Annotated in this window: 18 protein-coding genes; 2 read left to right on the forward strand and 16 right to left on the reverse strand. The window is 64.4% G+C overall.

Annotated elements, in window-relative coordinates:
• The 3 genes from AC3RCG_RS17360 to AC3RCG_RS17370 are packed head-to-tail and all read right to left on the reverse strand — an operon-like array spanning position 1 to position 3,821.
• On the reverse strand, positions 1-522 hold the full coding sequence (locus AC3RCG_RS17360; RefSeq protein WP_099410195.1) for a GNAT family N-acetyltransferase: 522 nt from the start codon (positions 520-522) through the stop codon (positions 1-3).
• 59 nt (positions 523-581) lie between these two features.
• Entirely contained in the window at positions 582-1,346 is a 765-nt protein-coding gene (locus AC3RCG_RS17365; protein WP_492402914.1) for a hypothetical protein, read from the reverse strand.
• A gap of 39 nt (positions 1,347-1,385) precedes the next feature.
• Positions 1,386-3,821: a DNA internalization-related competence protein ComEC/Rec2 gene (locus AC3RCG_RS17370; protein ID WP_492402912.1), complete on the reverse strand. Its 2,436-nt coding sequence runs from the start codon at positions 3,819-3,821 to the stop codon at positions 1,386-1,388.
• A gap of 140 nt (positions 3,822-3,961) precedes the next feature.
• Here AC3RCG_RS17370 and AC3RCG_RS17375 point away from each other — a divergent pair, with 140 nt between their 5' ends.
• Entirely contained in the window at positions 3,962-4,138 is a 177-nt protein-coding gene (locus tag AC3RCG_RS17375; protein WP_492402910.1) for a hypothetical protein, read from the forward strand.
• A gap of 82 nt (positions 4,139-4,220) precedes the next feature.
• On the opposite strand, the gene AC3RCG_RS17380 is transcribed toward AC3RCG_RS17375, so the two are convergent.
• Together AC3RCG_RS17380 and AC3RCG_RS17385 are read right to left on the reverse strand one after the other, a co-directional pair.
• Positions 4,221-4,403 carry a hypothetical protein gene (locus AC3RCG_RS17380; protein WP_141749921.1) on the reverse strand — a complete coding sequence of 61 codons (183 nt, stop codon included), beginning with the start codon at positions 4,401-4,403 and terminating at the stop codon, positions 4,221-4,223.
• 106 nt (positions 4,404-4,509) lie between these two features.
• Positions 4,510-4,722 carry a hypothetical protein gene (locus AC3RCG_RS17385; protein ID WP_492402908.1) on the reverse strand — a complete coding sequence of 71 codons (213 nt, stop codon included), beginning with the start codon at positions 4,720-4,722 and terminating at the stop codon, positions 4,510-4,512.
• A gap of 447 nt (positions 4,723-5,169) precedes the next feature.
• On the opposite strand from AC3RCG_RS17385, the gene AC3RCG_RS17390 reads away from it, so the two are divergent.
• Complete coding sequence (locus AC3RCG_RS17390) at positions 5,170-7,155, forward strand: helicase-related protein (protein WP_492402906.1); 1,986 nt, start codon at positions 5,170-5,172, stop codon at positions 7,153-7,155.
• A gap of 3 nt (positions 7,156-7,158) precedes the next feature.
• Here the strand turns inward: AC3RCG_RS17390 and AC3RCG_RS17395 are convergent, their stop codons facing one another.
• From AC3RCG_RS17395 to AC3RCG_RS17445, 11 genes are all read right to left on the reverse strand, one after another.
• Positions 7,159-7,632: a T6SS effector amidase Tae4 family protein gene (locus AC3RCG_RS17395; RefSeq protein WP_070220009.1), complete on the reverse strand. Its 474-nt coding sequence runs from the start codon at positions 7,630-7,632 to the stop codon at positions 7,159-7,161.
• 241 nt (positions 7,633-7,873) lie between these two features.
• Complete coding sequence (locus AC3RCG_RS17400) at positions 7,874-9,112, reverse strand: PQQ-dependent sugar dehydrogenase (RefSeq protein ID WP_492402903.1); 1,239 nt, start codon at positions 9,110-9,112, stop codon at positions 7,874-7,876.
• A 4-nt stretch (positions 9,113-9,116) separates the two neighbouring features.
• Positions 9,117-9,911, reverse strand: a complete 795-nt coding sequence (locus tag AC3RCG_RS17405; protein ID WP_492402995.1) for a TatD family hydrolase — start codon at positions 9,909-9,911, stop codon at positions 9,117-9,119.
• 12 nt (positions 9,912-9,923) lie between these two features.
• A complete protein-coding gene (lolD, locus tag AC3RCG_RS17410; protein ID WP_070220003.1) occupies positions 9,924-10,649 on the reverse strand; it encodes a lipoprotein-releasing ABC transporter ATP-binding protein LolD in 726 nt (241 codons plus the stop codon).
• Between the two features lie 16 nt (positions 10,650-10,665).
• Entirely contained in the window at positions 10,666-11,931 is a 1,266-nt protein-coding gene (locus AC3RCG_RS17415; protein ID WP_492402901.1) for a lipoprotein-releasing ABC transporter permease subunit, read from the reverse strand.
• A 102-nt stretch (positions 11,932-12,033) separates the two neighbouring features.
• Entirely contained in the window at positions 12,034-13,311 is a 1,278-nt protein-coding gene (locus AC3RCG_RS17420; RefSeq protein ID WP_121669795.1) for a lipoprotein-releasing ABC transporter permease subunit, read from the reverse strand.
• Positions 13,312-13,416: 105 nt separating this feature from the next.
• Complete coding sequence (locus AC3RCG_RS17425; RefSeq protein ID WP_492402899.1) at positions 13,417-14,709, reverse strand: TolC family protein; 1,293 nt, start codon at positions 14,707-14,709, stop codon at positions 13,417-13,419.
• The gene (locus tag AC3RCG_RS17430) at positions 14,709-16,031 is read right to left on the reverse strand and encodes an HlyD family type I secretion periplasmic adaptor subunit (RefSeq protein WP_492402897.1); all 1,323 of its coding nucleotides are present in this window, start codon (positions 16,029-16,031) and stop codon (positions 14,709-14,711) included. The genes AC3RCG_RS17425 and AC3RCG_RS17430 overlap by 1 nt, the downstream gene beginning before the upstream one ends.
• Positions 16,028-18,181: a type I secretion system permease/ATPase gene (locus AC3RCG_RS17435; protein WP_492402895.1), complete on the reverse strand. Its 2,154-nt coding sequence runs from the start codon at positions 18,179-18,181 to the stop codon at positions 16,028-16,030. Before AC3RCG_RS17435 ends, AC3RCG_RS17430 begins: the two co-directional genes overlap by 4 nt.
• Before the next feature lie 96 nt (positions 18,182-18,277).
• The gene (locus AC3RCG_RS17440) at positions 18,278-18,949 is read right to left on the reverse strand and encodes a PEP-CTERM sorting domain-containing protein (protein WP_492402893.1); all 672 of its coding nucleotides are present in this window, start codon (positions 18,947-18,949) and stop codon (positions 18,278-18,280) included.
• 115 nt (positions 18,950-19,064) lie between these two features.
• Positions 19,065-22,577 (reverse strand): SdrD B-like domain-containing protein, encoded by a 3,513-nt coding sequence (locus AC3RCG_RS17445; protein ID WP_492402891.1) that lies wholly within the window; start codon positions 22,575-22,577, stop codon positions 19,065-19,067.
• Positions 22,578-22,845: the final 268 nt, after the last annotated feature.

A 22,845-nucleotide genomic window follows, 5' to 3' on the forward strand; every position in this document is an offset into this window, starting at 1 on the left:
CTATTTCGCGGCGATGACGTCGCTATACACGGCGAACTGCGCGCCATCGAAAACAAAGGCGGCCACCTCGCGCATGCCCAGTCGTTCATGCGCACGCAGCGAGCCGATATTGTCGCGCCGGATGAACAGCACCGCCTCCGCACCCCCATGCCGCGCCCGCATGGCAGAGTACAGCAGCGCCAGCAAGCCCTGCCCCCGCTCCGAGTCCGCGATGCAGACGGGGCCATACACGTAGGCCTTGTCACTTCCCCGATACGCGGCCAGCATGGCCAGCACCACGGGCGCCTGCGCGGTGGCAGCTGCATCGCTGAACAACACGCCAACGACAGGCCCGTCCGCTGCGCGCCGCGCCACAATGACGGGCGATTCGCCATCCGCCATGCTGGCCACCTTGTCGCGCGAAAACTCGCCCGTCAGGCTGCCGCCCTGCGATGGGGAATTAGCTTGCAACAAGGTCGTGATGGCGTCGATGTCGGCGGCCTGGGCCAGGCTGATCAGATAATGGCTGCTTAAATGTAACAATCAACGCTCCTCGATTGGGTTCTTCCGTTGAGATGCTGCTGAAGCGAATATGAAAACAGCTAGTGTGCAACTGCACAGTCCGCCACCTTGCTGGCCTTGGCGGCATCGGCCACCTGTACGGCGCTGCGCTTGACATCTCCCCACAGGTAAAAGATGAGAAAAATTCCCACCAGTGGAAAAATAAAGTGCAGGACCTCGTACTTTTTTTGCGGTGCAGGACACTCTTCGCCAGCGCAGCTCTTCTTTCGCCATAGCCCCACCACGCCGTAGCGACATAAATAAATAACTGCGTTCATCGTCACTGCGAGTATCCACACTATCGAAATAATAAGGAGGCTGAATAACCATTGTCCGATATTCGGCAGAAAACTCTTCGTCAGCACGTCCGAAAAGACGAGCGACAATAACATCCCGGTGCTAATTGACACTGTATGCGAGATGCCATGTATGACAGGCACCAGCACTTTCTGCCTGAAAAAATGCCCCCACTCGGCAGTCAACAACATGGTGCATGCCACCAGAAAAAGGACAAGATTGAACAAGGGCGCTGGAATATCCTGGTAGTGCACAATGAATTTGCGCTGTAGCGATTTGGCCATGTCATTGACAGGCTGATCAATCGTAAATTGCAATCCAAACAAGATCAAGCCAGTAAACAAGCCGCTCGCGATACCAATACCCGTATGCTGTGTCGCCTGCGCCAACGCTGGCGAAATCCTCTCCACATAACGTAACCCCTGATCCCACCGAATCAAACGCAAGCGCCGGTAAGCAGCGTCGGCCTTCGCCAACCAGCGCTCGAAGGGATTGCATTCATCGCACATAATGGGTCTCCTGTCCGGTATCCGATGCGGCGCACTGCCTTATCGCCCATGCCAGTACCGTGGCCGGCTGGCCCGGTACAACGTCACATCGATATCGTCGCCAAATTCCAGCACCACCGCCCCCGTCACATCCGTGCGCAGCCGCGCAATGCCCATGTCGCCATAGCGCGCATACACTTGCGGCTTCGGATGTTTATAGCGGTTCCGGTGCCCGACCTGGAAAATCGCCAGGGCCGGATGGACGGCATTCAGGAAGGCCGGTGTCGACGAGGTGCCGCTGCCGTGGTGCGGCGCCAGCAGCACGTCGGCGGCCAGGTCGCCATCGGCCGAGCGCGCCAGCAACTGTGCTTCCTGCGCCGCCTCGATGTCGCCGGCCAGCAAGATGGCATGCTTGCCTGCCGTGATCTTCACGGTGCAGCTGCGGGCGTTCGGCGTCAAGCTGATGTCCGTGTGGCTGGCGGGCAATGGGTGCAGCATGGCAAAGTGCACGCCTTCCCAGGTCCAGCTCTGGCCGGCCACGCAGTGCAGATACGGACGCCCGGCTTGCCGCCGCGCCTCGACGGCCGGATGGCCATCGAACAGCGACGAGGCAAGCCAACCCACTTGCACGTTCTCCAGCAGAGAGATAGCGCCGCCCGCGTGATCGAGGTCGCTGTGGGAAATGATCACGCCGTCCAGCGTAGCGATGCCGCGCGCCCGCAGATACGGCACGATGACACGGCTGGCGCCGTCGGAATCGAGGCTGTAGGCGGGCCCCGTGTCGTACAACAAGCGGTGTCCATGCGTTTCCACCAGCACGGCCATGCCTTGTCCCACATCAAAGGCCGTGATCCACATCTGGCCCGGTGGCGGGCTGGACGGCAAGGCCGTCAGCAGCGGCAGCCAGCCCAGCATGCCCGCCCAGCGATGCGGCCATCCGCGTGGCGCCAGCAGCCAGGCCGTGCCAAACAATGCCCAGCAAAAACTCCACCATGGCGGCGCGGGCGCCGTCCAGACGGCGAAGCGGCGCGCGCCCAGCCAGTCCAGCACCTGCGCCAGCATCTGCACGATGGCATGCGCCAGCAGCAACAACCCATCGGACAGGGGCGCCGGCAGCAAGCTGCCCGCCAGGGACAAGGGCGTGACGACCAGGCTGATGACGGGAATGGCCAGCGCATTCGCCACAGGGCTGACCAGCGACACTTGCGAGAACAGCAGCATCGTCAACGGCACCAGCCCTACCGTCACCACATACTGCGTATGCGCACCGAGCGCCACGGCCGCGCGCAGGCGGCGCCAGCGGCTGGCGTTCTCCGGCAAAGGCGCCGCCGTGCGGCCTGCCGTCGCGTACAGCATGGTGGCAACGGCGCCGAACGACAGCCAGAAACCGGGCCACAGCACGGCCCACGGGTCGAGCAGCACGACCACGCCCAGCGCCAGGCACAGGATATGGACGATGCTGGTGATGCGTCCCAGCCACAGGGCCAGCGCCACCACCAGCAACATATATAAAGTGCGCTGCGCGGGCACGCCGAAGCCGGCCAGCAGCACGTACAGGAATGCCGCCAGCGCGCCGGCCAGCGCCGCCACTTTTTGCGCCGGCAGCAGCAAGGGCAGCTGCCGCTCCGTGAAAAACGAGCGCCGCCACAGCGCGCCCGCACCGAGGGCGAACAGTCCCGCGATCATCGTGATGTGCAGGCCGGAAATCGAGATCAAATGACTGACGCCCGTGCGGTTGAACACCTGCCAGTCCGACTGGGGAATGGCGCGCTGATCGCCCACCACCAGCGCCACGATCACGCCCGCGTATTGCTTGCCATCTAAACTGTGCGCGATGCGCGCGCGCAAGGCCGCGCGGCTGGCCTCTACCACGTTGCCGAAACCGGGCACGAAGGCCGCCAGGCGGACGTTCGGCGTGTCCGCGCGCGGCTGCGGCCGCACGTAGCCGGTGGCGCGCACGCCCTGCTCCAGCAGCCACGCCTCGTAATCGAAACCCATGGGATTCGCGTTGCCGTGCGGGCGCTGCAGGCGCACCGTCAGCCGCCAGCGCTCGCCCGGCTGCACGTCGCCCACCTCGTTCGTCACCTCATCGCGAAAGCCCGCGTACCAGGACAGGGCGATCAGGGGAGGCACCTTCGCATTGAGTGCCTTCTCCACGGCAAAATTGAAGCGCACGCCCTGCTCGAAGCGGTACGGCAAGCTGGCCACCGTGCCCGTCACGACGATGTCCTGTCCCTCGTCGGCCAGCGCCAGCTGCGGCGCCATGGCGGCCTGGGCCAGCCAGGCGGCCCAATAAAAGCCCAGCCCCACGCCGGCCGAGAGCGCAATAGCGGAACGCCAACCGGAACGCCAGCGCGCGTGTCGGCACAACAGCCACGCCATCAGCAGCGCCGCGCCAGCGATCACCGACAGCAGCGCGCCCGCGTGCGGCGGCAAGCTTGCCTGCGTCTGCAACCAGGCGGCGCCAGCGGCAAAGCCGAGTATCAGGGTGCGCATGGGAAGGCAGGATCAAGGCAAAATCGGCTCGCTGCGAAAGGGACTCAACTAATGTGATCGTTTTCCACGCCTTGCCGTCTGATCTGGCGCAAAGGTGCACTGGATAAGAACGCTCATGCACTGCATCCACCAGCTACGCCTTGTCCTATGCCGTACTGACCGACCTCGTGTCGGTCAGCAATAACCCCTTGGCGGTGATCGACCTGGCCTGCGGCGAAGGTCATGCGTTCATGGACGCCGCAGCGCCGCTGCAAGCCGGCGACGGATTGATCGCCACCGGCTGGGGGCTACGCGCCGTGCGCGCACGGGCAGCCTGAACTGCCATCGGCGCCATGGCTTGCTGGCGTCAGCGGCAACAGGCTACGATAGTGGCTGCCGCAGCGCGCAGTATTCCTCCCGTCAATTGCAGGATTGCAGGCAGGCGGACCGCTCGGCGCCGCACTCGGCTTGAGCGGTACCGGCGGCGATGCAAGCCCGCCATTCGGCAGCGCAGGCGCTATAGCAGCTGGCAAAGGCTGGCGTCGCCGTTACCGCCAAACCGAGACCTGACGCAAAAAGAAATGCAGCGAGCTTTTTATTCATGGAGTTCTCCCAAAGTCGGATGGCTGATGAATCCCCGCGCGCGCCATCCTCTGGCGCAGGGCCACATACACAGGTATGTCGCGTGTCATCGCGCGCTGGTCGTACGTCAGCGCGAAATGGAAAATCCTGCGGCCTCCAACGTATCCTGGAGCACCGTCAAATCAAAGCCGTGCATATCAACGGCACGCCCCAGCCGATAGCCAGAGCGGCATCCAGAATAATGCCGTACGTCGCCGTCAATTTCAGATATTTTGAAAAGATACCAAAATATCCCTGCAAAATCTGAACCCATGATCAGCTCGCCATTATTAATTGTCAAGACAATTCAATTCATTTCACGCCATCGGCCAATTCTTCACACAATGAAAAATACAGGCGCGATACGAATATCATCACCCTGGCTATCGATAAAAACATACTCTTTGTTACCATCGGCGCCACGTCAATTGAAATTTTAATGTTAAATTAAAAAATATAACAAAATTAATAAAAAGACATTCATGTAAATTCCAGCCGAATAAAAATGTCGCAGGAAAAAACCGCTAAGCGCAAAGCACCGGATATCGGATTCCCATTTCGCGTTCAAGCAAGATGATTGGCAAGCAGGCGGCAGCGCCGCCCTCCATGGTTGCGAGGCTTATCCGCCTCAGGGAATCATCGTTTTACAGATCAGCGCTCGTGCGGCAGCGGCACCGTGCGCCGGGGGAAAATCTTTACCCTGCGCACGGTATAATCGGCCTCGCTTACTTCAACACCCAGGCACGACATGACTTCCTCCGCACTTCCTCCCGATACTTCCACCGACCTTTCCGACAGCAGCGAAGACAATAACGACGCCACCCTGGTCGCGGAACTGGGGGAACTGGCCGAGCATATCCGCCTGGTCAAGATGGAAGGCCGCGTCTTCGTGCGCTTTTCCGGCGTCGTCAAGGCAGGCCACCTGGTGGTGCCGTATGCACTCGTGCCTGCACAGGGCGTGCTGGCGCGGCCGGCCAAATGGCGCAAGATGGACCGCGAGACCAAGCTGGCGCTGGTGCGCGAGCGGGCCAGCGCGGCCGTCTTCGAGGAACTGCGCCAACACGTGGTCGATTTCGTCGCCGATATCGCGGGCCTGAGCGAGGACGTGGATACGGACCCGATGGTCTTCCTGCACACGCTGGCCGACATGCAGACGTCCGAGCCGGCCGGCATGGTCTTCGACCGCATCCGCCAGCGCTTCAACCACGCCATCGAGCGCCAGCAGGAAGAGCAGCACGCGGCACGCACGCGCCAGAGCATCAACCTGGCCGAGTATCCGGCCTCGTTCGAGATGGCGCGACGCCTGCCGCGCCGCTTCATCGCCCTGCTCGGACCGACCAATTCCGGCAAGACGCACCGCGCCATGGAAGCGCTGCTCAAGGCAAAGAGCGGCATCTACCTGGCGCCATTGCGCCTGCTGGCCCTGGAAAATTACGAGCGCCTGCAGGAAGCCGCGCCGCACGGCAAACCGCTGGCCGTGAGCCTGATCACGGGCGAGGAGCGCAGGGTCGTCGACGGCGCCACGCACGTGGCCAGCACGGTGGAAATGCTGGACACGAAAACCGTCGTCGAAGTGGCCGTCATCGATGAGATCCAGATGCTGGCCGACCCGGACCGGGGCGCCGCGTGGACGGCGGCCGTCTGCGGCGCACCGGCCCACACCGTCTACCTGGTGGGGGCGCCGGAAGCGCGGCGCGCCATCGAGGCGCTGGCCGAACGCCTGGACTGCCCGCTGGAAGTGCACGTCCTGAAACGCATGGCGCCCCTGTCGATGGAGCCGACGGCCGTGCGCAAGGTACGCAACCTGCGCCGCGGCGACGCCGTCATCGCCTTTTCGCGCCGCGAAGTGCTGATGTGGCGCGACATGATCACGGAAACGGGATTATCGGTGGCCACCGTCTACGGCAACCTGTCGCCCGAAGTGCGGCGCGCGCAGGCGCAGCGCTTCCGCGACGGCACGGCCGATATCGTCGTCGGCACGGATGCGCTGGCGATGGGCCTGAACATGCCGATCGCGCGCATCGTCATGACCACCTGCGTCAAATACAATGGCCGCGAAGAGGAAGAGATTTCGGCCGCGCTGGCGCGCCAGATCGCCGGACGCGCGGGCCGCTATGGCGTGCATGAAGAAGGCCTCGTGGCCGGCTACGACAACGAGACGCATGAAGTGATGCGCGCGCTGCTGAAGGAAAAGCTGCACCCGCTGAACACCAGCGGCTTTGCCGTGGCGCCCTCGCTCGAACACCTGCACCGGATTTCGTCGGTGACGGGAGAGCTGTCGCTCAGTAAACTGCTGCGCCGCTTCATCCACAATATCGACGTGCCGGACGGCTTCTTCTTCCCGCGCATCACGGAAGACCAGAAGGAGCGCGCCGTCTGGCTCGACACCCTGCCCCTGTCCGTGGCCGACAAATTTACTTTGTCGCTGGTGCCGATATCGAGCAAGGTGCCGTCCCTGCAGACGGCGTGGGAGCACTGGGCGAAGAATCTGTCGCAGGGAAAAACGAGCACCTTGCGCCAGCACGCGTACGGCGGCGGCACGCAGAATCTGCAGCAGGTGGAAGACACTTGCCGCTACTATTCCGCGTATGCCTGGCTCAGCTACCGCCTGCCCGAATTCTTCCCCGATATCGCGGTGGCGCAACACCTGTCGCGCGATGCGTCCGAGCGCGTCGATTCCATCCTGCGCGCGCACAATGCGGCCTCGCGCGGACGGTCGAAGAAGTTCAAATAAGCGTCACCTGACGGGCCAGAACCAGACCTCGCCGCAATCCCAGTAGCATTCGCTGCCGCAGACCTTCACGCCGATGGAGGGCAGCAGGATGTCGATATGCCCGCCCGCGCCGCCCAGGTAGCCGGGAATGCGGAAGAAGGCGACGACGCCCTGGCGCTGGCCGATGCCTTCCATGGCGTCATCCCCGGTAAATTTTTCGGGCGCGCCAAACATCGAGGGGCTGGCCAGCATGTGCGACAGCTTGGCCTGCCCCGGTTCGATCAGCGCGCCCTTGAATGCCCCCTTGCGTATCGCCATGCGACCCTTGACCTGGACCCCGGCCTTGATCAGGGCCAGGCTGACGCGGATGGCGCAGGTGTTGGCAAAGCTGTCCTTGCCGATCAAGTCTTCCCAGCCAATTTCGCGGAACAGGGCCGCCTGGTCGACGGCCGCCACGCTCGAGTAATTTTCACGCAGCTTGATGAATGCAGGTTTCACGTCAGCCTCCCGTCATCCCTGGTCGACAGGGAACATCAGGCCGATTGTAGGAGGATGCGGCGGCTCCGCACTGAGCGAGATCAAGCGTAAACCGACGACACCTGTAACGCCAACAATGACGTCGGATTACGCGCGGCATTGCCACGCCAATCCGACCTACTGAGGATGTAGGTCGGCTTAGGCCAAAGGCCATAAGCCGACACCCGCCGCAACGCCAGCGAGGACGTCGGATGAAGGCCGCTTACGGTTTGCCCGCCTCGTAGTGCAGCTTGAGCACCAGCCCGTTATGGTCGTCGGCCATGTAGATATCGCCGTCCTGGCCCTGTTTCACGTCGACGGGCGCGCCCCTGCCCTGCTTGCCCTTGTGCTCCCAGTTGCCGATCAACTCGACGGACTTGCCCAGCGGCGCGCCGGCCTTGTCGGGCAGCAGCGCCACCAGGCGGTGGCCGTTGCTGCGGTAGCCGTGGTAGCCGATGATCAGGCTATTCTTGTACAGCGCCGGGAAGCGGCTGGCCGTATAGAAGGTCATGCCCAGCGGTGCGGCATGGCCGGGCAGCAGGCGCTCGGGCGCCGCAAATTGGGCGTCGCAAGCCGTCTTCGGATATTCGGGACTGGCGACATTGTCGTCGTAGCAGTACGGCCAGCCGTAGTGCCGGTCGGCCTTGATCAGATTCAGTTCCTCATGCGGCAGATTCTCGTCGCTTTTGAGTTGCGGCATGGCGGCCTGGATGGCGTCGCGCGCGTTTTCCGCCTGCCACAGTTCGCCCGTCGCAGGATGAAAGGCCAGCGCCATCGAATTGCGCAAGCCGCGCGCATGCGTGCGCCAGCTCGTCACCGTGCCCGCCGGCCAGGCCATCGTGTATTCGCGGATGGCGCCCAGCGCTTCCGGGCCTTCCGCCGAAGGACAGGCCTTGGCCGGATCGGGCGCCTTGCCATCGTTCTCGCAATGGTCGGTGCTCGAACCCACGTTCACATACAGGTCGCCCTTGGGGCTGAAACGCATATTCGTCAGCAGGTGCAAACCGAGGCCCGGCAGGCGCGGCGTCTTGGCCGTGCCGCCGATGATGTCGGTGATGGCGCGGGCGGGATCGCGCAGGTCGAAGCGGAAGATGCGTCCCACCTCGCCCACGTAGACCAGGCCGTCCGGCCCCTGCACGATGCCGTTCGGGCGATCGAGCTTGTCGAGCAGCAGCTTGCGCTCGTAGCCCGGGCCGGCCGCCTTGCGCTGCAACAGCCACAATTTGCCCTGCTTCGGCGTCCATCCCGCCATGTCCGTGACGAGAATGTCGCCATTCGTCAGCGGCAGCACGCCGCGGGGGAACTTCAGGCCGTCGGCCAGCACGGCCACGCAAAAGCCGGCCGGCGTGGTCACGTCGAGGCGCGGCATGCCGTCGCACTGGGCGCCGGCCGCCGCCATGGCGGGCGCCAACGCGCTGGAAAGGCAGGCCGCCAAGGCGCCCGCAAGCATTTTCTTGTTCATGGTTTCACTCCATCAGGGGTAATCGAGGCAGTACGGCACGCGCGTTGGCGCTGGTTTGCGCCGCCACGTCGGCAAGTTCCAGGCCGCGCAATTCGGCCAGCACGGCGCCAATGCGGGGCAATTCTTCGGGGCTGTTGCGGCCCGGGTGGATCCAGCTGGGCGAAATATCGGGCGCGTCCGTCTCCAGCACGATGGCGTCCAAAGGCAGGTCGCTCGCCATGCGGCGGATCTGCAAGGCGCGCGTAAACGTCATCGCGCCGCCGAAACCGAGCTTGAAACCAAGATCGATATAACCCTGCGCCTGCTGGAAGCTGCCGTTGAACGCATGGGCGATGCCGCCGTTCGGGCGGATCTGGCGCGCGTGCTTGAGGACGATGTCCTGCGAGCGGCGCACGTGGGCCAGCACGGGCAAATCGAAGTCGCGGGCGATTTTCAGCTGCTCGCGCAGGAAGTGCTCCTGCTTGGCGCGCATGGCCGGTTCGCACAGCATGGGAATGAAGAAATCGAGGCCGATCTCGCCGATGGCGACAAAACGCGGATCATGCATGGCCAGCGCCACGGTTTCGCGCAGTGCGATCAGATCGTCTTCCGTGGCCTGCGGCACGTAGATCGGGTGGATACCGAGCGCATAGCAGGCGTTGGGCGCCGCCGCCAGGTCGCGCACGATGGCGAAATTGGCCCGTTCGACGGCGGGAACGACGATCATGCCCACGCCCTGCTGCTGCGCGCGCGCCGCCACCTGCAGCGATTCGCTGCCGAATTCATGCGCGTCGAGGTGGCAGTGCGTGTCGATCCACAGCATGGCGGTTCCTTAGTATTGGTACGGCTGCAGCCCTTCGTCCGTCAGACGCAGCACGCGGTCGCAGCGCCTGGCCAGTTCGATATCGTGGGTGACGATGACGAAGGCCGTGCCCAGGGTGCGCGACAGTTCCAGCATCAGGTCGAAAATCTGTTCGGCCGTGGCGTGATCGAGGTTGCCCGTCGGTTCATCGGCCAGCACGCAGGCCGGCTGCGTGACGAGGGCGCGGGCCAGGGCCACGCGCTGGCGCTCGCCGCCCGACAATTCGCCCGGCGTGTGCGTGACGCGCTTGGCCAGGTTGACGCGCGTGAGAATCTGCTGCGCCAGCTCGGTGGCCGGAGCGCGCTTCATGCGCCGTATCATCAGCGGCATGGCGACGTTGTCGAGCGCCGAGAACTCGGGCAGCAGGTGGTGGAACTGGTAGACGAAGCCCAGCGAGGCGTTGCGCAAGTCGCCGCGCGCCTTTTCGCTGAGAGTGGCGAAATCCTTGCCCAGCAGGGTCACCTTGCCGCTGGTGGGTGTATCGAGCCCGCCCAGCAGGTGCAGCAGGGTCGATTTGCCCGAGCCGGAGGCACCGACGATGGCGACGCGCTCGCCGCGGTGCACGTCGATATCGATGCCGGCCAACACCTGCACCTTGTAGCTGCCCTGCGTAAAAGTCTTGCCCAGGCCACGGCAGCTAAGGACGGCGGAATCGGCGGAAGTGCCGTTGGAGGCAGGTTTGTTCAGATCGGTCATGGTCGTATTCAGTGGTTTATTCATAGCGCAGGGCTTCCGCAGGTTTGACGCGGGCAGCCCACCAGCTTGGGTACAGGGTCGCCAAAAAGGCGAGGATCACGGCCAGCACGCCGATCTTGGTGACGTCGGGCCAGCGCAGGTCGGACGGCACGGTGCTGATGAAGTAAATGTCCTTGGAGAGGAACTGCACGCCCAGCAGGTGCTCGATGAACGGCACGATGACGTCGATGTTCATCGCCACCAGCACGCCGCCGCCGACGCCCAGGATCGTGCCCAGGATGCCCACCAGCGCGCCCTGGATCATGAAAATCTTCATGATGGAACGGGGCGAGGCGCCCAGGGTGCGCAAAATCGCGATATCGGCCTGCTTGTCCGTCACCGTCATCACCAGCGTCGAGACGAGGTTGAAGGCGGCCACGGCGATGATCAGGGTCAGGATGATGAACATCATGCGTTTTTCCGTCTGCACGGCGGCAAACCAGTTGGCGTTCAGCTTGGACCAGTCGCGCAGCCACAGGTCGCCCGGCATGGATTTTTTCAATTCGGCCGCCACTTGCGGCGCCTGGTTCATGTCGGCCAGGCGCAAACGCAGGCCGGACGGGCCGTCGAGGCGCAGCAGGCGCTGGCCGTCTTCGATATTGATGAAGGCCAGGCCGGCGTCGAATTCATTGTGGCCCGCCTGGAAGATGCCGCTGACGGTAAAGCTGCGCATGCGCGGCAGCACGCCGGCCGGCGTGACCTGGCCCTGGGCCAGCATCAAGGTGACTTTTTCGCCGAGGTTGACGCGCAGGGCGCGCGCCAGCTCGATGCCCAGCACGATATTGAAGGTGCCCGGCTGCAGGGCCTTGAAGCTGCCCATGCGCGTCTGGCCCGCCACGTCGGACACGTTCGGCTCCTCCTCGGGCAGCACGCCGCGCACGATGGCGGGACGCAGCGCATCGTCGCGCAGCAGCATGCCCTGCGTTTCCACGAATGGCGCGGCGCCCTTCACGGCCGGATTCTTGAAGGCTTGCGCCGCTTCCGCGCGCCAGTCGGGCATGCTGCCGCTGTTGTCGAACACTTCCACGTGGGCCAGCACGGACAGCATGCGGTCCGTCACTTCCTTCTGGAAGCCGTTCATCACGGACAGCACGACGATCAGCGCCGCCACGCCCAGGCCGATGCCGGCCATGGAAATGAGCGAGATGAAGGAGACAAAACTGTTGCGGCCACTGCGCTTGCCGGCCCGCGTGTAGCGCAGGCCGACCAGCCATTCGAAGGGAAGATTTTTTAACATGCTCATTAATTCGTTAATTCTTATGTATGCAACATATCATCGCGTTAGCCCGTGCAAGGAAGGGCTGGGGTCAGACCCGGCGGGTCTGACCCCGGTTTTACAAGCCGCTTATTCGTAGCGCAGCGCCTCGGCCGGCTTGACACGCGCGGCGCGCCAGCTCGGGTAGATGGTGGCCACCAGCGCCAGGCCAAAGGCGATCAGGCCGATCTGCGCCACGTCCAGCCAATGCACGTCCGACGGCACGGCGCTGATCTGGTAGATTTCCTTGGAGATGAAGTGCAGGCCGAAGATGCCTTCGATGAAGGGCACGATGACGCCCACGTTCAGCGCCAGCACGACGCCGCCGATCACGCCCAAAGCACTCCCCAGCAAGCCCACCAGCGCGCCCTGGATCATGAATATCTTCATGATGGAGAACGGCGAGGCGCCCAGCGTGCGCAGGATGGCGATATCGGCCTGCTTGTCGGTGACCGACATCACCAGGGTCGAGACGAGGTTGAACGCGGCCACGGCGATGATCATGCTGAGGATGATGAACATCATGTTCTTCTGGCTTTGCACCAGCGCATACCAGCTGGCACTGGCGCGCGACCAGTCGCGCATCCACAGCTGGCCCGGCATCGATGCCTTCAGTTCGCGCGCCACCTGGGGCGCCTTGTTCATGTCGTGCAACCGCAGACGCAGGCCGGACGGGCCGTCGAGCTGCAGCAGCTGCTCCGCATCCTGCATGTTCACAAACGCCAGGCTGCCGTCAAGTTCATTGTGACCCGCCTCGAAGATGCCGGCCACCTTGAGCGCGCGCATGCGCGGCATGACGATGCCGTTGGCCGGATCGCCCGCCCTGGGCTCGCGCTCGAGCATCAGGGTGACGTTCTGCCCCACTTTCACGCCGAGCGCCTTGGCCAGGTCGATGCCCAGCACGATGTTGTACGAGCCCGGCGTCAATTCCTTGAAACTGCCCTGCTTCATCTGGGCGGCCACGCTGGAGACGGTGGCTTCCTGCTGCGGCAGCACGCCGCGCACGACGGACGGGCGCATGGTTTCGTCATTGAGCAGCATGCCCTGGGTTTCCACGAACGGCGACACGGCTTTCACTTGCGGGTTGGCGTAGGCGGCGCGCTCCTGCGCCTGCCAGTTGGGCATGGAACCGCTCGTGTCGAAGACCTCGACGTGGGCCAGCACCGACATCAGGCGGTCGGTGACTTCCTTCTGGAAGCCGTTCATGACGGAGAGGACGACGATCAGGGCGGCCACGCCCAGGCCGATGCCGGCCACGGAAATGAGAGAGATGAAGGAAATGAAGCTGTTGCGGCCACTGCGTTTCCCGGCGCGCGTATAGCGCACGCCGACCTGCCACTCAAAAGGAAATTGTTTGATGATGCTCATGCGCTCCCGCGACAACGATGATATGCGAGCGCGCAGTGTGCCACACAATGGGCATTTCATGCATGATCTCTGCGTCATCTCTGTGTGAAACCGCGCACGCCGGCGCTATTTTACCTCCTGCGCCAGGCCGAAAACCCGCAGCAGCTGCCCCGCCAGCGCATATTGCCGCATCTGCGCCAGGGTCAGACGGTGCAGCTGGTCGATGCGCCGCTGCTGTATCGTGAAATAGCTGTCGCGCGTCTGGATGACCTGCTGCAGGTTGCGCCGGCCCGCCTCGTACTGGATGGTCCCGCCGCGCACGACGAAGGCCATCTTCTTTTCCTGCTCGTCAAGCAGGGCCAGCGTGCGCTGCGCATTGGCGATGCGCGGCAGCATGCTGGCCAGGTCGGCGCGCGTGCCCTGCTCGGCGCGCGCCACGTCCGCCTCGGCCGCCTGGGCGCGGCTGATGCTTTCGTCGCGCTGCGCCAGGCTGCCCCCGCCGAGCGGGATTTCCCAGGAGACCCCCACCGACCAGCCCCGCTGCTGGATGGTCGACGGCGGCGGCGTGGTCTTGTTATTGAGCAGATGGCTGACATTCAGATCGATTTTGGGGGCCAGGGTGGCCGCCACGCCGCGCACGCGCAACTGGGCCGCGGCGGCCCGCTCGCGCGCGGCGCGCAACTGCGCCTGCTGCGTATCGGCATTCTCCAGCGCCTGCGCCGGCAGCGGCGCAAAGGCGAAATCGGCAAACTGCGCCACCGGCTCGAAGGCCAGCGCCTCGAGCTTGATGCGCGCCGCCTGCTGGTCCGTCAGCAAGCCGTCGTGCACCAGTTCCGCGTCCAGCTGCGAACTTTGCGCCAGTTCGCGGTCCACTTCCGACGATTTGCCCAGTTCCGCCTGGCGCGTCACCTGCCGCACCAGCTGCGTCACGTCGCGCAGGCGTTCCTGCGACTGCTGCAGGCTGCGTTCCAGGCGCTGCATGTCGAAATACGCTTCGGCCAGCTTTTCCGCGCTTTCCGCGCGCGCGCGCTCCACGTCGAAAGCGGCGCCCGCCATCTCGCGCTCGGCCGCATCGAGTTCGGCGCGGTCGGCGCCGCCGTTGTACACGTTCCAGCGCACGCTCGCTTCCACCTGGTGCGTGCGGCGCTCGACCTCCAGCGTCCCATCGAGGTCCTTGCTGCGCCCCCGCGTCGCCTGCAGCGCCGCAGTGGGAAACAGGCGCGAACGGGCCTGCTTGTAGCGCGCTTCGGTGGCGGCCAGCGCCGCCTGCGCCGCAATCACCTGCGGATCGCGCGGCACGGCGCGCGCCAGCAAGGCAGGCAAGCCGCGCGCGGACTGCGCCTGGAAAGTGGCCGGCGGCGCGGACTGGGCCGCCGCGTTTGCGCAGGCCAATGCCATGCAAATCAAGAAGGCACGCATCACCGCTCCTGCAGGGAAGACTGCAAGCCGCGCAGCACGGGCTTGAACACATATTGCAGCACCGAGCGGCGCCCCGTCAGGATGCCCACGTCGACGGGCATGCCTGGCGTCACCGGCAATACCTTGCCGTGCGCCGTCAGCTGGCTGCGGTCGGTGCTCAGCTGCACCTCGAAATACGGTTCGTTGCGCTCGTCGGGAATCGCGTCCGCCCCCACGCGCACCACTTGCGCCTGCATGCGGCCATAGGTGGTGGCGTCGTACGCCAGCACATTGGCCGACGCGCTCTGTCCCACATGGATAAAACCGATGTCCGACGGTTTCACGCGCACGGAGATCAGCATTTCCGAATCGGCCGGCACGATTTCCAGGATAGGTTTACCCGGCTGCGCCACGCCGCCGACGGTTGCCACCAGCACGCGGTTGACGACGCCGTCAACAGGCGCCGTCACGTCGCGCCGGCTCACCTGGTCCTGCTGGCCTTTCACGGTGCTGGCCAGGGCGCCGGCCTTGGTCTCATACTCGCTGCGCTGCGCGCCCCACTGGCCGCGCATGCGCGCTTCCACTTCGCCCGCCTGCGCCTGCGCCTCGGCCAGCGCGGCCGTCAGGCGCGGCACGGAGGTGCGCAGGCTGTCGAGTTCCGTGCGCTGCTGCTGCACACGCTGCTGCGCATTCAGGTAGTCGCCGCGCGAACCGGCACCCTCTTTGAAGAGCCTCTCCTCGATGGACAGGCTTTCCAGGGCGATCTTCAAGCCCGTGTCGAGCTGGGCGATGCGGCTGTGCGCCTCGGCCAGCTCGCCACGGCGGCGCGTCACGCCTTCGCGCGCGGCCGCCGTGGCCGACGCGAATTCGCGCTGGCCGTCGCGCCACAACTGCGTTTCCTTGGCGATCAGCTCGGGCGCCTCTTTCTGCCATTCCGGCGCAAACTGGGGCGTGCCGCCGGACAGCAGCGCGTCGAGGCGCGCCCTGCCCGCCAGCGCGGCCAGGCGGTTTTGCACGCTGGCGCCCAGGTTGGCCTCGTACTGGGCCGTGTCCAGGCGCAGCAGCAAGTCGCCGCGGCGCACGCGCTGGCCCGGTTTCACCAGCATTTCACGCACGATGCCCCCTTCCAGGCTTTGCACTTCCTGCAGGTGCGATGGCGGCGTGATGGCGCCCCGGCCATTCACGGACACGTCGAGCTGGGCGAACATGGCCCAGGCCAGCACCAGCACCAGCAGCACGGACGTCAAGGCCAGCATGCGGATGACGATGCGCTGCGGTTCGCGTTCCGGGTCCGGGTGGGCCGCCGGCAGCGGGCGGGCGTTCGGGGCATTGAGGGCACTCATGCCGCCACTCCCTGCTCCACCGCAGGCTTGGCCGCCTGGCTGTTCAAGACGCGCATGACGTCGTCGCGCGGGCCGTCGGCCACGATGCGCCCCTTGTCGAAGACGATCAGGCGGTCCACCAGCGCCAGCATCGCCATGCGGTGCGTCACCAGTACGATGGTCGTCTCCTTTAAGGTACGCAGCCGGCCGATCAGCCGCTGCTCGGTGGCCGGGTCGAACATGCTGCTCGGCTCATCGAGCAGCAGCATCGGCGGTTTCGCCAGCAAGGCGCGGGCCATGGCCACGGCTTGCCGCTGGCCGCCGGACAGGCGTTCGCCCCGCTCGCCCACTTCCGTCGCCACGCCGTTGGGCAGCTGGGTGATGATGTCGTCGAGGCAGGCCAGGCGGATGGCGTCGAGCAGGCTCTCGTCGCCGGGCTGGCTGCGTCCCAGTTCGATGTTTTCGCGCAGGGTGCCGTGGAACAGGGTCACGTCCTGCGGCACGTAGCCGATCTGGCGGCGCAGGCTCAAAGGGTCCAGCTGGGTGCTGGCCAGGTCGTCGAACAGCACGCTGCCGCTTTGCGGGCCGTACTGGTTCAGCAGCAAGCGCAGCAAGGTGCTCTTGCCGGAACCGAGCTTGCCGATCACGCCGACCCGTTCGCCGGGGCGGATGTGCAGGTTGAGCTTATCGAGCAGCGGCGGCGAATTCGGGTAGGCAAAGCCCACGTCGCGAAATTCGATGCGCCCGGACAGGGGCGGCGCCTGCAGGCTGGCCGCGTCATCGTCGGTGGGCGCATCCATGATTTTATTGAGTGCGTGATACGACAGCTTGGTCTGTTCCCAGCGTATGATCAGGCCCGCGATCTGGCTCACGGGCGCCAGGGCGCGGCCCGTCAGCATGCTCACGGCGATGATCTGGCCCAGGGTCAGAAGATGCTCGCCCATCAGCAAGGCGCCCGTGGCCACCACGGCCACGCCGGACAGGGCCAGCACGGCCGTGTTGATGTAGTTGACCCGGCTGACGATTTCGCGCGTTTCGACGCTGTTGGCGGCGATGGCCACCGTCAGGCTTTCCCATTTGCGCCGGCTCCACGCTTCGGCGCCCAGCGCCTTGATGGTGTCGAGGCCATTCATGGTTTCAAACAGGTGCGCCGTGCGCTGCGCGCTTTCCTGCATCGAGGCGGCCACGTGGCGCGCCAGGGCCGCGCGCGAGGCGAAGGCGACCAGCAGCAAAATCGGGATGACGGCCAGGGGCACGAGCACGAGCCAGCCGCCGACCAGGGCGATCACCAGCAGGAACAGCAGCAGGAACGGCAAGTCGCCCAGGGTGGTCAGGGTGGTGGAGGCGAAGAATTCGCGCACGGATTCGAAATCGCGCACGGTATTGGCCAGGGTGCCGCCGGAAGCGGGCCGGCTGGCCGCGCGCAGGCGCAGGCACTGGGCGAAGATGTTCGACGACAGCGCCACGTCCATGCGGCGCGACGCCGTTTCCACCAGTTCGCCGCGCAGCAGGCGCAAGGCCAGCTCGAAGCCCGTCAGCACCACGACGGCGATCGTCAGCACCCACAGGCTGGACGTGGCATTGTTCGGGATCACGCGGTCATATACGGCCATCGCATAGAACGGCACCAGCGCGCCGATGACATTGAGCACCAGGGTGCCCAGCAGGGCCCAGCGGAAGACCCAGCGGTTACGGTTGAAGACATCCCAGAACCAGCGCCCCGCCACCGGCATGCTGTAAAGCAAGCTGCGCTGGTCGAAGAACATGACGGGCCGCACGGCTACCCAGCGCCCATCGGGCACTTCCCGCGCCAGCGCGGCGGCGTCAAACCAGGCGCTGCCTTCGATGCCGGGCACGTGGCATTCATATTTGCCATCGGCAATGGCCAGTATCACCAGCGCCTGCCCTTCCCCGTTGAGCAGCAAGGCCGGCATTTCCGTGGGACGGCGTGGCTTATCTACCGGCAACACGGTGCCGGCCAGGCTGGCCTGCGCCAGCGCCTGTTCGAGAAAGTCAGCCGTGGCCGGTGCAGCCTGGGCCGCCACGCTGGCGCGCAGGCGCTCGGCCTGCACGGCAACGCCGAAAAAGCGCGCCAGGAAGACGATGGCGTCGGCGATGGCATCGGTGGAGATGCCGGCGGAAGCGGTGGAAGTGTCGGGAGGTGGGGTCATGATGGATTCACAATAAAACGCTGCGGCGCGCCGGTCGGGCGCGCCGCAGCGGGAACGCTATCGCTTGCGCGATGAGTGATGACTAATGAGTAATAATTAAGTCAGCGCGGAAGCGCCCTTGCGGCGGCGCGCCATGAAGCCCAGCAAGCCCAGGCCCGCGACCAGCATGGCCCACGTCTGCGCTTCCGGCACTGGCGACACGGCCAGCAGGGTTTGCGAAGCTGGGTTGACGCTCGTCAAGCTCGTGTAGTTGTACAGGTTCTGGATGGCGCCATTGCCCGTGGCCACGCCCAACATGGTGTTGGCCTGGCTGACGACGGCGTTGCTCAGGTTTTTGAAGCGCAGGTCGCCCGTCAGCAGGTTCGTATTGTCGTTATTCAATTCCCACAGGGCCAGCTGGAAGGCGGCGGCGCTGTTGGCGCTGGTCGACACAGCCGCGATGGACGAAGCGTAATACCCTTCATACAGGCGCTTGACGGCATCGCTGGCGGCGAAGGCGCCGCTGCTGTAGCTGTTCGAACTGTTGCTTACGGCCACATGGGGATCGAGGCAAAACGCCAGGAAAGTGTTGCTGTCGTACTTGACTTCCCACAAGGTCGGCGAGATGGCGCTGCCCGAGCCGAAGGCGCCACCGGCAGCCGTAAACAGGCTGACGCTGTGCGAATCGACGACTTGCAGGTTGGAAGCGGCCAGGGCGCTGCCGCTGGCGAGGGCGAAAGCGGCTGCGGCGATGGCGCCGCGAACGATCAGGTGCATGGATTGTTTCATTGTGGTTTCCCTATTTCGATTATCAAGTGTGAAAAAAGCGTGGAAAGCGCCGGCGCCCCGTGACGGGCGCGCCGGTGCGGCATTGCCGGGCAGGCTCATGGCCCGGCAAGGGACATCAGGCAGCCATTTCCTGGGGCTGGGTATTTACGTGAGCCATGGCGCGGCGCAAGAGGTCGGCCATTTCGCACTGGGCCTGGGCTTCTGCGGCAGGGGTTGCTGCGGCGGCCGGCGCGGCGGCGACGGTGGTCACCGTGCCATCCTGGCCCAGCACCACGTCGAGCGTGCTGTCGTCGCGCAGCAGGTCCGCCATGCTGGGCAGATGCACGCCGGCGGCGGCCGCATCCTTGGCGTCGACGTTGAAATACACGTCCGTCATGTCGACCGTCTTGCCGTCGGCCAGGGTGGCGCTGCTGCGCTCGAGGTGCAGATTGCTGTTGGCGTCGAGGAAAGGCAGTTCCGTGTAGCTGACCGCCAGGCTGGCCACGCCGGCGTCGTGCAGGGACATCAGCTCGCCATCGTCCGTGACGCCATTGCTGTTGGCGTCGCGCCAGATGCGCAGTTCGGCGAACTTGTCGTCATGCGCATCGACCACGCCGTCGTGGTTCGAGTCATAGCTGGACAGCTTGGCGAAGCCCGTGCCCTTCTCGTTACCACCGAACAACTCGGAGATGTTGTCGATCTTGCCATTGCCATTGCTGTCGATGGCCAGCAAGCCGTCATGGGCCGAGACCCAGCCCGTCTGGATGGCGCTGCCCGTGCCCAGCAGGTCGAAGCTGCCGTGGAAGTCGGCGCGGGCGATCGTGTGCACGCCGTCACCGTTGAGGTCGATGACGATGGGCGTGATGGCCGCATCCCAGCTCATGTCGTTCTGACCCGACGCCAGCTTCAATATGTCCGTGTAGACCACGTTGGACGTCGTGCCGTTGCTGTTGACATCCGAATCGATATTGTCGTTCGTGCCCACGTTCTTCGCGCCCCATTTCCACGTATCCATGGCGTAGCCCGCGTGGTACACGCCCGACTTGTCGAATTTCAGGGAATAGCTGCCCGGATCGAGGTTGCTGAACAGATAGTTGCCGTTGGCATTCGTGTAGGTGGTGGCCAGCAGCACGCCGCTGCCCGAGTACAACTGCACCTTGATGTTGGCGATGCCCGCCTCGTTGTAGTCTTGCACGCCGTCATGGTCGGCATCGCGCCACACCTTGTCGCCCAGGCTGGCCTTGCGGTAGATGCCCGCATCCCAGCTCATGTCGTTCTGGCCGGCGGCCAGGTTGATCAGGGACGAGCGCCCCGTGCTGACATCGACGTCGGAATCGGCCGTATCGCTGCCCAGATTGGCCTTGGTGTAATAAAAGCCTGATGGACGGATGACTTCAACCTTGTAGCTGCCGGCCGCCAGTTCGCTGAACAGGTAGTTGCCGCTGGCATTCGTCGTCGTCGAGGCGATGACCACGTTGCTGGCATTGAGCAGGTTGACTTTTACGCCCGCCACGCCCAGTTCGCCTGCATCCTGCACGCCGTTGTAGTTATTGTCTTCCCACACGCGGTCGCCGATGGAGGCCGTGTTGAGTTTGACCAGGCCGGCATCCCAGTCCAGCTGCACATCGCCCGACTTCAAGCTAGCCCATGTGGTGGTAAAGCCGCTGGCCGGATTGACGTCCGAATCCGTGGCGTAACCGCCGATATCGGCCTTGGTGAAGCCATAGCCGGCCGGCGGCACGAAGCCCAGGTAATATTCGCCGGGGACCAGGTTGCTGAACAGATAATTGCCGTTCGCATCCGTGGAGGCGCTGGCCACGACGACGCCTTGCGCGTTGTACAGATTGACTTTCACGCCACAGACGCCCGCCTCGCCCGCATCCTGCGTGCCGTTGCCGTTCGCATCGAACCAGACGCGGTCGCCGATGGACGCCGTCTTGTACAGGCCGGCATCGAGATCCTTGTAGTTCTGGCCCGCAGCGACCGTCACCTGGCCGCTGTTGCCCAGCGTGTTGATGTCGCTGTCGAGCGCATCGCTGCTGCCCGCATCCTTGACGGTGGTCAAATAGCCAGCGGGGGCGACGACGGCGATGGAATACGTGCCCGGATCGACATTGAAGTTGTAATAGCCGGTGGCGTCCGTCACGGTCGAGCCGATCACGCTGCCGGCCGCATTTTTCAGCTGCACGGTGACGCCGCCGATGCCGGACTCGCCCGCATCCTGGATGCCGTTGGCGTTGCTGTCATGCCACACGCGGTCGCCCAGGGTGGCCGGCAAGGCCACGATGCCGGCATCCACGCTGTGGTTGCTGTCGCCCGAGGCCAGCAGCACTTGCGCTGTCCTGCCATCGGCATTCGCGTCGGAATCGCGCTGCTCATCGCCGCCCTGGTCCTGGCCCGTGAAGGTATAGCCGGCTGGCAAGGTGGTCTTATCGAATTGCACGCTGTAGGCGCCCGGTTTCAAATTCGTGAACAGGTAGTTGCCGTTCGCATCCGTCACCACAGGGCTGCCGACGGCGTTGCCCGACGCGTCGAGCAAGGTCACTTTCACGCCAGCAGCACCCGCTTCGCCCGCGTCCTGCACGCCGTTCTTGTTCGTATCGAACCAGACCCGGTCGCCCAGCTCGGCCGTGCGGTACAGGCCCGCGTCCAGGGTCAGGTTGGTTTCGCCCGGCGCCAGGGTGACGGGCGCCATCTTGCCGGCCGCATCGATATTGCTGTCCTTGCCCGCGTCGCCGCCCTGGTTCGCCGCCGTCGACACATAGCCGGCGGGCGCCACCACGGTCACGGAATACGTGCCCGGGTTGACGTCGAAGTGGTAGCCGCCGCTGGCGTCCGTCGTGGTGGAGGCGACCACATTGCCGGCCGTATCCTTCAATTGCACGACCACATTGGCGATGCCCGCCTCGCCCGCGTCCTGCACGCCGTTGGCATTCTTGTCTTCCCAGACGAAGTCGCCCAGGTGGGCCATCGGCACCTTGAAGGTCAGGTAATGGGGCGCCAGGCTCAGGTCTTGCGCATTGCAGCCGGCCGTGCCGCCGTCATCGCGCACCTTGAAACCGAGGTCGAAGTCGCCGGCCACGGTCTGGCTCGGCACGAAGACCAGGTGGCCCGCGCGGATGTCGTCGATGGACACTTCCGTGCCCACCGTCACGGCCACTCCATTCAACAGGACCTGGCCCGCCGTGGTGGTATTCGTGATGACGATGGACTTGAAGCCGTCGTGCTCGACGTCGTCGTGGAAGCCGAAATCGCCTTCGCTGAGCACCACGTTGTTTCCATTGAGCAATGTAAACGTCTTATCGGCCGCGTCGGGCGCGTCGTTGACGGGGTCGATGATGACTTGCAGGCTCAGCTGGACGATATCGCCATTGCCCTTGTCAATCGTCACTTCGATGGTCGAGAAGCTGCCGTTGTAGTTGGCGGCCCAGTCGCCGGGACGCACATACACGGTGTCCGCATCGAGCATGCCGAACAGCGGTGTGTTCTCGGTCGATTCCGTATCGTCAGGCAACAGCACGGTGAAATTCTTGATGTTCAGTTCGCCTTGCACCGAGTAGCCGGCCTGGATCAGCAGATCGCGGATATCGAAATTCTTGTTGATGTCTTCGCAGACGTGGACCGTAGTCGACAGGTTGTAGGTAGTCATGCGGCCTCCTGACGGCATGCCACGGCGGCAGCAGGAGCGGAAGTACGAGGGGCCAGGGCGCGATCAGCCTGGCCGCGCAAAGCGGCGAATGTATACATAAGTGGGCTTCCAAGAAGGGACTTGTTTAAAAATGAAGCCGGCAGATCTTGTATACAATTTCGAGGGACACAGGAGCCAGACGACGCAACCACGCAGCAGGGGGTGATTGTCTTTCTGATATTAAGTTAGCGCAATTATATCCACTATCTTTTCAAAAGAGAATCATTTT

The organism is Janthinobacterium sp. GW823-FHT01H08 (assembly GCF_058797855.1).

Excerpts from the sequence above, each read along its gene's own strand:
- AC3RCG_RS17425 (WP_492402899.1), bottom strand. The coding sequence starts at position 14,709 with ATGCGTGCCTTCTTGATTTGCATGGCATTGGCCTGCGCAAACGCGGCG.
- AC3RCG_RS17365 (WP_492402914.1), bottom strand. The coding sequence starts at position 1,346 with ATGTGCGATGAATGCAATCCCTTCGAGCGCTGGTTGGCGAAGGCCGAC.
- AC3RCG_RS17400 (WP_492402903.1), bottom strand. The coding sequence starts at position 9,112 with ATGAACAAGAAAATGCTTGCGGGCGCCTTGGCGGCCTGCCTTTCCAGC.
- AC3RCG_RS17435 (WP_492402895.1), bottom strand. The coding sequence starts at position 18,181 with ATGACCCCACCTCCCGACACTTCCACCGCTTCCGCCGGCATCTCCACC.
- AC3RCG_RS17380 (WP_141749921.1), bottom strand. The coding sequence starts at position 4,403 with ATGAATAAAAAGCTCGCTGCATTTCTTTTTGCGTCAGGTCTCGGTTTG.
- AC3RCG_RS17440 (WP_492402893.1), bottom strand. The coding sequence starts at position 18,949 with ATGAAACAATCCATGCACCTGATCGTTCGCGGCGCCATCGCCGCAGCC.
- AC3RCG_RS17415 (WP_492402901.1), bottom strand. The coding sequence starts at position 11,931 with ATGAGCATGTTAAAAAATCTTCCCTTCGAATGGCTGGTCGGCCTGCGC.
- AC3RCG_RS17370 (WP_492402912.1), bottom strand. The coding sequence starts at position 3,821 with ATGCGCACCCTGATACTCGGCTTTGCCGCTGGCGCCGCCTGGTTGCAG.
- AC3RCG_RS17445 (WP_492402891.1), bottom strand. The coding sequence starts at position 22,577 with ATGACTACCTACAACCTGTCGACTACGGTCCACGTCTGCGAAGACATC.
- AC3RCG_RS17390 (WP_492402906.1), top strand. The coding sequence starts at position 5,170 with ATGACTTCCTCCGCACTTCCTCCCGATACTTCCACCGACCTTTCCGAC.
- AC3RCG_RS17430 (WP_492402897.1), bottom strand. The coding sequence starts at position 16,031 with ATGAGTGCCCTCAATGCCCCGAACGCCCGCCCGCTGCCGGCGGCCCAC.
- AC3RCG_RS17420 (WP_121669795.1), bottom strand. The coding sequence starts at position 13,311 with ATGAGCATCATCAAACAATTTCCTTTTGAGTGGCAGGTCGGCGTGCGC.
- lolD (WP_070220003.1), bottom strand. The coding sequence starts at position 10,649 with ATGACCGATCTGAACAAACCTGCCTCCAACGGCACTTCCGCCGATTCC.